Annotated in this window: 10 protein-coding genes; 3 read left to right on the forward strand and 7 right to left on the reverse strand. The window is 58.3% G+C overall.

Annotated features, from left to right (window positions below; translation table 11 throughout):
• Positions 1 to 12: 12 nt before the first annotated feature.
• Positions 13 to 1,812, reverse strand: coding sequence for an aspartate--tRNA ligase (gene aspS, locus ACP2AU_RS01695; protein ID WP_426374038.1), 1,800 nt, complete (start codon positions 1,810 to 1,812; stop codon positions 13 to 15).
• 206 nt (positions 1,813 to 2,018) lie between these two features.
• Here aspS and fabR point away from each other — a divergent pair, with 206 nt between their 5' ends.
• Entirely contained in the window at positions 2,019 to 2,645 is a 627-nt protein-coding gene (gene fabR, locus ACP2AU_RS01700; RefSeq protein ID WP_426374423.1) for an HTH-type transcriptional repressor FabR, read from the forward strand.
• A 10-nt stretch (positions 2,646 to 2,655) separates the two neighbouring features.
• Here the strand turns inward: fabR and ACP2AU_RS01705 are convergent, their stop codons facing one another.
• From ACP2AU_RS01705 to guaB, 6 genes are all read right to left on the reverse strand, one after another.
• The gene (locus tag ACP2AU_RS01705) at positions 2,656 to 3,066 is read right to left on the reverse strand and encodes an HIT domain-containing protein (protein ID WP_426374039.1); all 411 of its coding nucleotides are present in this window, start codon (positions 3,064 to 3,066) and stop codon (positions 2,656 to 2,658) included.
• Positions 3,067 to 3,088: 22 nt separating this feature from the next.
• Positions 3,089 to 4,435: a UDP-glucose dehydrogenase family protein gene (locus ACP2AU_RS01710; protein ID WP_426374040.1), complete on the reverse strand. Its 1,347-nt coding sequence runs from the start codon at positions 4,433 to 4,435 to the stop codon at positions 3,089 to 3,091.
• Positions 4,436 to 4,468: 33 nt separating this feature from the next.
• Positions 4,469 to 5,458, reverse strand: a complete 990-nt coding sequence (gene galE / locus ACP2AU_RS01715; protein ID WP_426374042.1) for a UDP-glucose 4-epimerase GalE — start codon at positions 5,456 to 5,458, stop codon at positions 4,469 to 4,471.
• A complete protein-coding gene (gene tadA, locus ACP2AU_RS01720; RefSeq protein WP_426374043.1) occupies positions 5,455 to 5,967 on the reverse strand; it encodes a tRNA adenosine(34) deaminase TadA in 513 nt (170 codons plus the stop codon). The genes galE and tadA overlap by 4 nt, the downstream gene beginning before the upstream one ends.
• Before the next feature lie 20 nt (positions 5,968 to 5,987).
• Complete coding sequence (gene guaA / locus ACP2AU_RS01725; RefSeq protein WP_426374044.1) at positions 5,988 to 7,565, reverse strand: glutamine-hydrolyzing GMP synthase; 1,578 nt, start codon at positions 7,563 to 7,565, stop codon at positions 5,988 to 5,990.
• A gap of 64 nt (positions 7,566 to 7,629) precedes the next feature.
• A complete protein-coding gene (guaB, locus tag ACP2AU_RS01730; protein ID WP_426374045.1) occupies positions 7,630 to 9,093 on the reverse strand; it encodes an IMP dehydrogenase in 1,464 nt (487 codons plus the stop codon).
• 191 nt (positions 9,094 to 9,284) lie between these two features.
• On the opposite strand from guaB, the gene xseA reads away from it, so the two are divergent.
• Together xseA and ACP2AU_RS01740 are read left to right on the forward strand one after the other, a co-directional pair.
• Positions 9,285 to 10,664 (forward strand): exodeoxyribonuclease VII large subunit, encoded by a 1,380-nt coding sequence (xseA, locus tag ACP2AU_RS01735; RefSeq protein WP_426374046.1) that lies wholly within the window; start codon positions 9,285 to 9,287, stop codon positions 10,662 to 10,664.
• A gap of 61 nt (positions 10,665 to 10,725) precedes the next feature.
• Positions 10,726 to 12,651, forward strand: coding sequence for a propionyl-CoA synthetase (locus ACP2AU_RS01740; protein WP_426374047.1), 1,926 nt, complete (start codon positions 10,726 to 10,728; stop codon positions 12,649 to 12,651).
• The last annotated feature ends 75 nt before the right edge of the window (positions 12,652 to 12,726 follow it).

Raw genomic sequence — 12,726 nt, forward strand, 5'->3', positions numbered from 1 at the left:
GGGCCTGAGGATTTACGATTTCTCGTCTGCCTTGTTGCTATCGCCCGCTTTGGGCGAGCGGCGCAGCCGGATGTGAAGCTCTTTCAATTGCTTTTCGTCCACCTCACCCGGTGCCTGGGTCATCAGGCAGGTTGCGCTCTGGGTTTTCGGGAATGCGATCACGTCCCGAATGGATGAGGAACCGGTCATCAGCATGACCAGACGATCCAGACCAAAGGCCAGACCACCATGGGGCGGGCAACCGAACTTCAGAGCATCCAGCAGGAAGCCGAACTTGGCACGCGCTTCTTCCTCACCGATACCCAGAATACGGAACACCGTTTCCTGCATGGCTTCGTCGTGGATACGGATTGAGCCGCCACCCAGCTCGGTGCCGTTGAGCACCATATCGTAAGCGCGAGACAAGGCGTTTGCGGGGTCCGCAGCCAGCTCTTCCGGGCTGCATGACGGTGCAGTAAACGGATGGTGGATTGCAGTCAGGGCGCCGTCCGGAAGTTCTTCGAACATCGGGAAGTCAACCACCCACAGCGGCGCCCACTCGCAGGTCAGCATATTCAGATCATGGCCAACCTTGATACGCAACGCACCCAGCGCCTCGTTGACTACGGTGGTTTTGTCGGCTCCGAAGAACACGATATCGCCGTCTTCGGCGCCCACGCGCTCCATGATCGCAAGCGCCACGTCATCACCCAGGAACTTGACGATGGGCGACTGAAGGCCTTCAGCCCCTTTGCCCAGATCATTTACCTTGATGTAGGCGAGGCCCTTGGCTCCGTAAATACCCACGTATTTGGTGTAATCGTCGATTTGCTTACGAGTAAGCTCGGCGCCTTTCGGAACTCTCAGCGCGGCAACGCGGCCTTTCGGGTCTTTGGCAGGACCGGCAAAAACCTTGAAATCGACGCTTTCAACCAGATCGCCCACATCCTGAAGTTCAAGCGGAATACGAAGGTCCGGCTTGTCGCTGCCGTAGCGCTGCATGGCTTCGGAATAAGGCATCCGTGGGAACTCGGGAAGTTCAACTTCCAGAACATCCCTAAACAGAGCGCGGATCATATCCTCGTTCAGGCCCATCAGGGTCTGCTCGTCGATAAACGACGCCTCGATGTCCACCTGTGTGAACTCCGGCTGGCGATCAGCACGAAGGTCTTCGTCACGGAAACATTTGGCAATCTGGTAGTAGCGATCGACGCCGGAGACCATCAACAGCTGTTTGAACAGCTGGGGGGACTGCGGCAACGCAAAGAAAGAACCGTCGTGGGTCCGGCTGGGCACCAGATAATCCCGGGCGCCTTCGGGGGTGGCACGGGTAAGGATCGGCGTTTCCACATCCATGAAACCGCGGCTGTCCAGGAAGTTACGGATGTAGCTGGTCACCCGGGAACGGAAGCGCAGACGATTGATCATTTCCGGGCGGCGCAGATCCACGAAACGGTAACGCAAACGTACGTCTTCCCCGACATCCACGTGTTCATCCAGCGGGAACGGCGGGGTAGCAGCGGCGTTCAGAATCTCCAGTTCTTTACCCAACAACTCCACCTGACCGGTGGGCATATTGTTGTTCTCGGTACCCGCCGGACGGCGCCGTACCCGGCCGGTCACCTTGATGACGAATTCGCTGCGGACTTTCTCTGCCAGGGCAAAACTTTCCGGGGTGTCAGGGTCTACGACCACCTGAGACATACCATCCCGATCTCGCAGATCCAGGAAGATTACCCCACCGTGGTCACGACGGCGGTGTACCCATCCGCAGAGTGTGACTTCCTGATCGATGTGGGATTCGTTGATCCCACCGCAATAATGGCTGCGCATACCGGTTCCCGTTGTATCTGAATGTGTTCGCGTTAAATTTAAAACGTTAGGGCAAGCTGATGCCGAAAAGCCGCCCATTATAAACACAATGACGTTGAAAATCAGGCGTCGCCTGGCACAATCGACGAAGCTTGTAGCGTAACGGGATGACTATCAAAAAACCGGGGGCTAGAATGCATGGTTTGACCGGACCATGGAGCAATACGTTGGCCACCCGAGCGGAACAGAAACTGAAAACCCGTCGAGCACTGATGGACGCAGCCCTGGCCCAACTGAGCGCAGACCGGGGCTTTGGCAGCCTGAGCCTGAGGGAAGTTGCCCGCGAGGCCGGGATAGCCCCTACGTCGTTTTACCGCCACTTTGCCGAACTGGACGAACTCGGCCTGGCCCTCGTGGACGAGGGCGGCGTAGCGTTGCGGCAACTGATGCGCCAGGCGCGCAAGCGTATCGCGCGGGACGGCAGTGCTATTTCCACGTCTGTTGATACCTTCATGGAGTACCTTGGCAACAACGCCAACCTTTTCCGGCTAATGCTGCGGGAACGTACCGGCGTGTCCAAACCGTTCCGGACCGCCGTCAAAGCAGAAATCGACCACTTCGTCACGGAACTGGCCGATGACCTGTGCCGATTCGCAGACGAACAGAACAAACCCGTGGCGGAAGCCCGGATTGTCGCCGAATCGATGGTGACACTGGTGTTCAACCAGGGCGCCGAGGCGCTGGATGCAACACCGAAAGAGCGTGAAGAACTCAAGCAGAAACTGAAAACCGAACTACGGATGATTCTGGTGGGATCGCAGACCCTGGCCCAATGGCAGCAGGGTCTGGAATAACGGGCATAATCTAAAGCAATCGCTCAAGTACAGGCCGGAGCCTGGCTTTTATGCTGTCCATCTGCGCCTCGCTGTAGGGCACCGGCGGCTGCTTACCCCACACTGGGCCAGGCCAGGCGGGATCACCCCCGAAGCGGACAATGTGGTGCAAATGCAGCTGGGGAACCATGTTACCCAGCGCAGCCACATTCATCTTGTCGCCGCCAAACAGCTCCATCATCGCCTCACTCAGCAATGACGATTCCTCCAGCAGGCGCTGCTGATCTTCGCCCGCCAGCTGATAGATCTCGCGGATATCCGGCACCCGGGGCACCAGGATAATCCAGGGCCAGGTACTGTCATTCATCAGCAGGACATCGCACAGCCGGCTTTGGCCCAGCTTATGGGTATCTGCCGCCAAACGCTCATGAAGCCGGAACATCAGCGCCCCTCCTGTGTGACGATCAAAGCGCCGAATGGAACTGGTTGCGGCCGCGACCAATGGCGTAATAGATCAGCCCGTGGCGCTCGAGCATTTCCGGCTCGTAGAGATTGCGGCCATCAAACACCACCGGCTCTCTCAGTGCCGAGGCAATCACATCGAAGTCTGGCGAACGGAATTCTTTCCACTCCGTGCAAATAACCAGCACATCCGCCCCTTTCAATGCCTGCTCTTTGGTGCCGCACAAGGTCAGCCCCTCGTGCTCACCATAGATACGCTGGGTTTCTTCCATGGCCTCCGGGTCAAACGCCTGCACACTGGCGCCGGCTTTCCAGAGATTCTCCATCAATGTACGGGAAGAGGCTTCGCGCATATCGTCGGTGTTGGGCTTGAACGCCAGCCCCCACAGAGCCACGACCTTACCTTTAAGGTCGCCCTGGAAGTAATGGGACACCTTGTCGAAAAGCACGTGCTTCTGGGCATAGTTAACGGCTTCGACGGCGTTCAGGAGCCGGGATTCGTAATCGCAATCCCGCGCCGTACGGGCCAGAGCCTGAACGTCCTTCGGGAAACACGACCCGCCGTACCCGCACCCCGGGTAGATAAAGTGATAGCCAATGCGCGGATCGGAACCGATGCCCCGGCGCACCTCTTCAATGTCAGCGCCCAACCGCTCTGCCAGGTTCGCCACTTCGTTCATAAAGCTGATTTTGGTGGCCAGCAGCGCATTGGCCGCGTACTTCGTGAGTTCTGCCGAACGGATATCCATAAAGATCATGCGGTCGTGGCTGCGGTTGAACGGGTAATACACTTCCCGCAACAGGTCTGCCGCCTGCTCACTCTCGGTACCCACCACGATTCGGTCCGGCTTCATGAAATCGTTGATGGCGGCGCCTTCTTTCAGGAACTCCGGGTTTGACACCACATCGAAATCCAGCTCCACGCCCCGCTTGTCGAGCTGGGCACGCACAGCCGCCTTGACCTTGTCACCGGTACCAACCGGCACCGTCGACTTGTCGACCACCACTTTATAGTCGTCCATGTGCTGGCCAATGGACTTAGCTACGGCCAGGACATATTGCAGATCCGCTGACCCGTCCTCGTCCGGCGGAGTGCCAACGGCGATAAACTGGAGACAGCCGTGAGCTACGGCTTCCTCGGTGTCTGTAGTGAAGGCCAGGCGCCCTGCCTCGACGGTATGCTTGACGATGTTATCCAGACCCGGCTCAAAGATTGGAATCTGGCCATTCTTCAGTTTATCGATCTTGCTCTGGTCAACATCCATGCACAGCACGTGGTGCCCGACATCGGCCAGGCAGGCGCCGGTTACCAGGCCAACATAACCGGTTCCAAAAATCGTAATCTTCATGTGCGTCTTCCCGAAAATTTAAAATGAAAACAGTCAGTGGCTCGCTTTTTTCTGCTGCCAGATCTTCTCCCAGGCCAGCGCGGTCCGCACGATGGTTTTCAGGTCGTCATAATCCGGCTGCCACCCAAGAACATTCTTGATGCGGGTATTGTCAGCCATCAACGCGGCCGGATCGCCGGCGCGGCGTCCCGTTTCCTCTACCGGAAAATCAACGCCGGACTCCGCCTTCACCACATCAATCACTTCCCGCACGGTAAAGCCGCGTCCGTAGCCGCAATTCAGTACCTGGGACTCACCGCCATCGGCCATATACTCGAGGGCCATCACGTGGGCTTTGGCGAGATCTTCAACGTGAATGTAATCCCGAATACAGGTGCCATCGCGAGTCTCGTAGTCGGTGCCGAACACACTCATTCCGTCCCGCTGCCCGGTCACACATTCAGACGCCACCTTGATCAGATGCGTGGCTTCCGGCGTGGCCTGGCCCAGCAATCCTTCGGGGTTGGCGCCAGCAACGTTAAAGTAGCGGAGGATGACGTAATTCAGGCTGGTGGCGGCCGCAAGATCCATCATCATGCGTTCGCTCATCATTTTCGAGGCACCATAGGGATTGATTGGTGCAAGCGGCAGATCTTCGGTCAGCACCGTTTGCTCGGGCATTCCGTAAACCGCAGCGGTAGAAGAAAACACCATGTAGGGCACCTGATGGTGTTCAACCGCCTTCAGCAGATTCAGCGTATTCCGGGTATTGTTGCGATAATACTTGAGGGGATTGGCGACCGACTCCGGCACCACGATATTCGCGGCGAAATGCAACACCGCCTCAAACCTGTGATCAGCAAACACCGCCTCGACAGCCTGCTCGTCGGCCAGGTCTCCAACCACAAGCTGGCCCGCAGTTACCGCCCAGCGATAACCGGTCGACAGATTATCAAACACGACAATATCGTGGCCTGCCGCCGCCAACTGCCGCACAACGTGGCTGCCAATATACCCGGCACCACCGGTTACCAGTACTTTCATGGGGCTTCGCTTCCCTTCCCTGAGTGTTGTTTTCGGCGCTGCCGAATTTCACGGCGACGCCGGCTGAAAAATTCCGAGATTACCTGTCCGCAGGGCTCAGCCATGACACCGCCGAGCGCCTCGACTCGCCAGTTCAGGTGCGGCTCTTCAAGGGTTCTGCGGGCCGATTCAACAGCGCCTGCTTTTGGCTCAACAGCGCCGTACACCAGTCGGCTGACACGACTGTGAACAATCGCGCCGACGCACATGGTACAGGGCTCCAGCGTTACATACAGCGTAGCGCCTGCCAGACGGTAGTTACCCACGCGGACCGCCGCATCGCGCAGAGCCCGGATTTCCGCGTGCGCTGTGGGATCACAACCGGAAATCGGGGCATTGAAACCGGCACCGATTTCCTTACCATCCAGAACAACAACCGCACCCACCGGCACCTCGTCAGCCGCATCGGCCTGGCCGGCCAGGGCCAGAGCCCGGACCATCCAGAACCGATCCTCAGTCGTTGCCGTCACTGCCTGGCAGCCCCGGCCGCTTATTCCCACTCAATGGTCGCAGGCGGCTTTGAGGAAATATCGTAGGTGACCCGCGAAACGCCGGAAATCTCGTTAATGATCCGGTTCGACACGGTTTCCAGCAGTTCATACGGCAAACGAGCCCAGCGAGCCGTCATAAAGTCGACGGTTTCCACCGCGCGAATGGCAATCACGTATTCGTAGCGCCGGGCATCACCCACCACACCCACCGACTTCACCGGCAGGAACACCGCGAACGCCTGACTGGTCTTGTGATACAGGTCTGCGCGGTGCAACTCTTCCAGGAAGATCGCATCCGCACGGCGCAGGATATCGGCATACTCTTTCTTGACCTCGCCGAGGATACGAACACCCAGCCCCGGCCCCGGGAAGGGGTGACGGTAGACCATGTCGTACGGCAGGCCGAGCTCCAGGCCAATACGGCGCACTTCATCCTTGAACAGCTCTCGCAGCGGCTCCACCAGTTTCATTTTCATGGTTTCCGGCAAGCCACCCACATTGTGGTGAGACTTGATGACATGAGCTTTGCCGGTTTTTGACGCGGCAGATTCAATGACATCCGGATAGATGGTGCCCTGAGCCAGCCAGTTGACATCCTTGATGTTGGCGGCTTCTTCGTCGAACACATCGATAAAGGTATTACCGATAATCTTGCGTTTCTGTTCCGGATCGTTCACGCCTTTGAGCTTGGACAGGAACAGATCCTCGGAATCCGCGCGGATAACCTTCACGCCCATGTTGCTGGCGAACATATCCATCACCTGATCGCCTTCGTGCAGGCGCAACAACCCGTTATCCACGAACACGCACGTGAGCTGATCGCCGATCGCTTTGTGCAGCAGCGCCGCAGTCACCGATGAATCAACACCACCGGACAGCCCCAGCAGTACTTTGTCGCTACCCACCTGTTCGCGAATCTGACGAACCGCGTCGTCCACAATCTTCGCCGGGGTCCAGAGTGCCTCGCAGCTACAGATGTTCAGGACAAAGTGTTCCAGAATACGCTTACCCTGGAGCGTATGGGTCACCTCCGGGTGAAACTGAACGCCGTAAAGGTTGCGGCTGAGGTCCTGCATGGCGGCAATCGGGGCGCTTTCAGTCGAGGCCAGCAGCTCAAACCCTTCCGGCATGGCCACAACCTTGTCGCCATGACTCATCCAGACGTCCAGCAGAGAGTCTCCGACCGGGGTCAGATGATCGGTGATGTCGGCCAGCAAGGGCCCCTTGGCCCGCACCTTGATTTGCGCATAACCGAACTCACGCTTCTCGGAGCTGGCAACCCGGCCTCCGAGCTGCTCGGCCATGGTTTGCATTCCGTAGCAGATACCCAGAATGGGAATGCCACGATCAAAAAGCCCTTCCGGTGCACGCGGGCCGCCCAGCTCAGTGACTGACTCCGGTCCGCCGGCAAGGATGATACCTTTGGGATTGAACTCTTCGAGCTCTTCGTCGGTTATGTCAAACGCCTTGATCTCGCAGTAAACGCCAATATCCCGAACGCGGCGGGCAATCAGCTGGGTATACTGGGAGCCGAAATCGAGAATCAGGATTCGGTAATCGTGAATGTTCTGGGCCATGGAGTCCTCGAGCTGTAAAGAAACAACACGGCCCGGAAACCGGGCCGTGTCAGATCAGGCAAAATTAACCGATTCGGTAGTTTGGTGCTTCCTTGGTGATCGTCACATCGTGAACATGACTCTCACGCATCCCGGCATTGGTGATGCGGACAAATTCAGGCTTGGTTCGCATTTCGGTAATGGTTGCACTGCCGGTGTACCCCATGGAGGCCCGGATACCGCCAACCAGCTGATGCACGATATTGCGCATAGGACCCTTACACGCCACACGACCTTCAATGCCTTCCGGCACCAGCTTTTCAATACCCTTGCTGGCATCCTGGAAGTAGCGGTCGCTGGACCCCTGCCCCATGGCGCCGATAGAGCCCATGCCGCGGTATGCCTTGTAACTGCGACCCTGGAAAAGCTCCACTTCGCCCGGTGCCTCATCGGTACCGGCAAGCAGGCTTCCGATCATCACGCAGTGCGCACCGGCTGCGAGTGCCTTCGCAATATCACCAGAGAACCGGATGCCACCGTCTGCGATCAGGGGAACACCACGGTCTTTCAAGGCTGCCGCTACATTGGACACTGCGGAGATTTGTGGCACACCGATACCGGCAACAATGCGTGTGGTACAGATTGACCCGGGGCCAATACCGACTTTCACGGCGTCTGCGCCCGCATCGGCCAGCGCGATCGCCGCGTCACTGGTGGCGATATTACCGCCAATAACCTGCACCTCCGGGAAATTCTCCTTGACCCAGCGCACGCGCTCAATCACGCCTTTGGAGTGGCCGTGGGCCGTGTCGACCACGATCACATCAACACCAGCCTCCGCCAGGGCAGCCACACGCGCGCCGGTATCGCCGCCCGTGCTCACGGCAGCGCCCACACGCAGGCGGCCCTGCTCGTCTTTGCACGCCAGCGGATAGTCTTTGGCCTTCTGGATGTCTTTGACGGTAATCAGGCCGCGCAGCTGAAATGCATCATTCACCACCAGCACCTTCTCGATACGGTGACGGTGCAGCAGCTCTTTCACCTCGTCCAGATCTGCACCTTCCTTGACGGTCACGAGCTTTTCCTTGGGCGTCATGATATCCCGCACCAGAGTATCCATCCGGCTCTCAAAGCGGATATCGCGACCCGTTACAATGCCAATCAGGTCGTTACCGTCTACCACCGGAAGGCCGGAGATATTGTTTGCCATGGTGATATCGACCAGCTCGCGCACCGTTGTGCCCGGCGAGACCGTGATCGGGTCTTTCACCACGCCACTCTCGAATTTTTTGACCTTGCGAACGGCAGCCGCCTGCTGTTCAACGCTCATGTTCTTATGCATGATGCCGACACCGCCTTCCTGGGCCATGGCAATCGCCAGCTCCGCTTCGGTCACCGTGTCCATGGCCGCCGACAACAGCGGGATATTCAGGGTAATACCCTTGGTTAACTGGGTTTTCAGGTCAACCTGATGGGGAAGAACTTCGGAATATCCGGGCACGAGCAGAACATCGTCGAACGTGAGGGCTTCTTCGGCAATACGCAGCATTGGGATCCGCCTTTTGAACATGCTAAGTTGGGAATTTGCGTACCGCTACGATGGCGGCGCGACAAAGCAAAATCCTTAATCGATCCATTATAAAGTGGTGCGTAAAGACAGTAAACCGCGCGGTTTGGGCTGTCTGGTTGCATCTTTTTGAATTTCCGTTATTTTTGGCCGTCCCTCTTCGGCTATTGCGTATGAATGATTCTGGAGCCCGCCCTGTGAGCACGCCCTACCCGGACAATCGCCCCCGAGCCCTGACCGTCAGCGAGCTCAACCATCAGGCGCGCCATCTGCTTGAGTCCAGTTTTATGCAAGTCTGGGTGGAGGGTGAACTGTCCAGCTTTTCACGCCCCTCGTCCGGCCACTGGTATTTCTCGCTGAAAGACCAGAAATGCCAGATCCGCTGTGCCATGTTTCGCGGTGCAAACCAGCGCATCCGGACTTTGCCCAAAGAGGGTGATCAAATCCGCATTCGCGGCAAAGTCACGCTTTATGAGAATCGCGGCGATTTCCAGATCATTGTGGAACACCTCGAGCCCGCAGGGCTGGGGGCACTGCAGCAAGCCTTCGAGGCATTAAAGGCCAAACTGCACAGCGAGGGCCTGTTCGATCCCGCTCGCAAAAAGCCGATACCCGCGCCTCCCCGGCATATTGGCGTTATCACATCCCCGACTGGCGCGGCCATTCACGACATACTGACTGTGCTCCGGCGACGATGCCCAGCCATTCCGGTCACCCTTTACCCGACCTCGGTGCAGGGCCAGGCCGCCGCCTCGGATATCGTTGAAGCCATTCAGCGAGCCCAGAATCACGGCCTCGCAGAGGTACTGATCATCGGCCGCGGTGGCGGCTCGCTCGAGGATTTATGGTGCTTTAACGAAGAATCTGTGGCTCGCGCCATTGCCGGTTGCGCCATACCCACGGTCAGCGCTGTTGGCCATGAGGTCGACGTTACGATTGCGGATTTTGTTGCCGACCTGAGAGCCCCGACGCCATCCGCCGCGGCGGAGAAAATCTCTCCGGATCAACAGGACTGGCTGCGCCGGCTCGCAGAGCAACAGGGACGACTCACCGAGGCTGCACGGCGCTCGCTGCAGAGGCATAACACCGGGCTCGGGCACCTCTTTGCCCGACTCCGGGACCCGCGCAGGGAGCTGCAGGAAAAAGCGCAGCGTATGGATGATCTGGAGGTTCGGCTGAATCAGACAATTCGAAGCCGTCTGGACCAACTGAAGCAGCAAACCGACTACCTGCTGCAGCGCATGAGCGCCCAGTCGCCAAATCGAACCCTGAAATCCGCCCACGAACAGATGCAACAGTTGCAGGAGCGCCTGCTGCTGGCTACCCGCCACCAGCTCCGGCAGCACGACGAACGCCTGCAACACACGGCACAAACCCTGCACGTTGTCAGCCCCCTGGCCACCCTCGGCAGAGGGTATGCCATTGTGAAAGACGAACAGAGCCAGATCGTCCGACAGGCCGATGGCCTGAACGTGGGCGATCAGATTACCGCACGATTCGGGCAGGGCTCAGCCTCCGCCCGCGTGACGAGCGTCAATCCGGCCCGGGAATAAGCGACGGACACCCCAAACTACGCCTATGGTCTACTAGCCCCGGATTTCAAAGCTCCTACAGTTGTCAACTACAACCTTAAAACAACAACACGCACAACCGAGGTGGAGCACAATGAGTTATAACTCCGAATTTCGACGGTCTATCGACCGGCGGGATGAATTCTGGCGGGAGCAGGCCCAACACATTGACTGGATGACTCCCCCGCAGACCATCTGGCAGGCGCTGGAGAATGGCCATGGCGAGTGGTTTCCCGACGGCGAGCTCAACACCAGCGATATCGCCCTGGATGCCAATATACGCGCCGGTCGCGGCGACCAGACCGCACTGATTTACGACTCTCCGGTCACCGGGACCAAGCAAACCTTTACCTTTAACGAACTGCGCGACGAAGTTGCCCTGTTTGCAGGTGCCCTGCGTGCCCGCGGAATCGAAAAAGGCGACCGGGTGATTGTCTATATGCCGATGATCCCCCAGGCAGCCATTGCCATGCTGGCCTGCGCGCGCCTGGGCGCCATCCACTCGGTTGTTTTCGGCGGATTCGCCGCCCATGAACTGGCCGTGCGCATTGATGACGCCAAACCCAAGGCCCTCATTACCGCGTCTTGCGGCATCGAAGTCAGCCGGGTCATCGAATACAAGCCGCTGGTGGACACGGCCATTGAGCAGGCCACCCACAAGCCCGAAACCTGCGTGGTCTTCCAGAGGCCACAGGTAGCGTCCGCCATGCAGGAAGGGCGGGATTACGACTGGAATGCCATTGTCAGGGAGGCCACGCCCGAGGCTCCAGTCGCGGTCAAAGCCACCGATCCGCTGTATATCCTCTACACCTCCGGCACCACGGGCAAACCCAAAGGGGTAGTCCGGGATAACGGCGGCCATGCCGTTGCCCTCAAATACAGCATGAGCCTGGTCTACGACGCCAAGCCCGGAGACGTCTACTGGGCCGCTTCCGATGTGGGCTGGGTTGTCGGCCATAGTTATATTGTCTATGCACCACTATTCGCCGGTTGTACCACCGTTTTTTATGAGGGCAAACCGGTCAAAACACCGGATGCCGGCGCCTTCTGGCGCGTGGTTCAGGATCACAAGGTCAATATGCTGTTTACCGCCCCCACGGCCTTCCGGGCGGTGCGCAAAGAAGATCCGGAAGCAGACCACTTGAACCGCTACGATGTCTCTTCTCTGAAGCGCATCTTCCTGGCCGGCGAGCGACTCGACCCTCCCACCTATGAATGGCTGAAAGAGCATACGGGCCTGCCCATTCTTGATCACTGGTGGCAGACCGAAACCGGCTGGGCCATTTGCTGCAATCCGGTTGGCATCGAAATGATGACCACCAAACCGGGCTCGGCAACCGTCCCCTCACCGGGCTTCAATGTGCAAGTGGTGGATATGACCGGCCGCCAGGTGCCCGCCGGTGAGCAGGGCCAGATTGCGGTGAAACTGCCGCTGCCACCGGGGTGCCTGATGACGGTCTGGGGCGACGATCAACGCTTCCGGAACAGCTATCTGAACCTCATTCCCGGCTTTTACAGCTCCGGTGACGGCGGCTTCATTGATGATGATGGCTACGTGTTCATCATGGGGCGCACGGATGACGTGATCAACGTGGCCGGGCACCGGCTCTCCACGGGTGAAATGGAAGAAGTGGTGGCTTCTCACCCGGCCATCGCAGAATGCTGTGTTGTAGGCGCCCACGACGACATGAAGGGGCAGATCCCGCTTGGCCTGGTACTGATCAAGGATGGCGCCACCATTGACCAGGACGAACTGGAAGAGGAGCTGGTAGACATGGTGCGGGAAAAAATCGGTGCCATTGCCTGCTTCCGGCGCGCCATCGTTGTAGACAGGCTTCCGAAAACCCGCTCCGGCAAAATACTGCGAAGAATTATCCGCCAGATTGCAGACGGCGAGGAGTATAACGTTCCAAGCACCATCGACGACCCTGCCATTCTGGAAGAAATCAGCGAAAAATTCGGCCGCTGAGCGTCGGGCCGAACCATCCGCACCAAACCCCGGGCCTCTTTTTTTCAAAGAGCACGCCCGGGTTTCATTAATATT

The sequence above is a fragment of the Marinobacter sp. VGCF2001 genome, from assembly GCF_049943275.1.
In the GTDB taxonomy this organism is placed as follows: domain Bacteria; phylum Pseudomonadota; class Gammaproteobacteria; order Pseudomonadales; family Oleiphilaceae; genus Marinobacter.

Excerpts from the sequence above, each read along its gene's own strand:
- ACP2AU_RS01710 (WP_426374040.1), bottom strand. The coding sequence starts at position 4,435 with ATGAAGATTACGATTTTTGGAACCGGTTATGTTGGCCTGGTAACCGGC.
- ACP2AU_RS01705 (WP_426374039.1), bottom strand. The coding sequence starts at position 3,066 with ATGTTCCGGCTTCATGAGCGTTTGGCGGCAGATACCCATAAGCTGGGC.
- xseA (WP_426374046.1), top strand. The coding sequence starts at position 9,285 with ATGAATGATTCTGGAGCCCGCCCTGTGAGCACGCCCTACCCGGACAAT.
- galE (WP_426374042.1), bottom strand. The coding sequence starts at position 5,458 with ATGAAAGTACTGGTAACCGGTGGTGCCGGGTATATTGGCAGCCACGTT.
- guaB (WP_426374045.1), bottom strand. The coding sequence starts at position 9,093 with ATGCTGCGTATTGCCGAAGAAGCCCTCACGTTCGACGATGTTCTGCTC.
- guaA (WP_426374044.1), bottom strand. The coding sequence starts at position 7,565 with ATGGCCCAGAACATTCACGATTACCGAATCCTGATTCTCGATTTCGGC.
- aspS (WP_426374038.1), bottom strand. The coding sequence starts at position 1,812 with ATGCGCAGCCATTATTGCGGTGGGATCAACGAATCCCACATCGATCAG.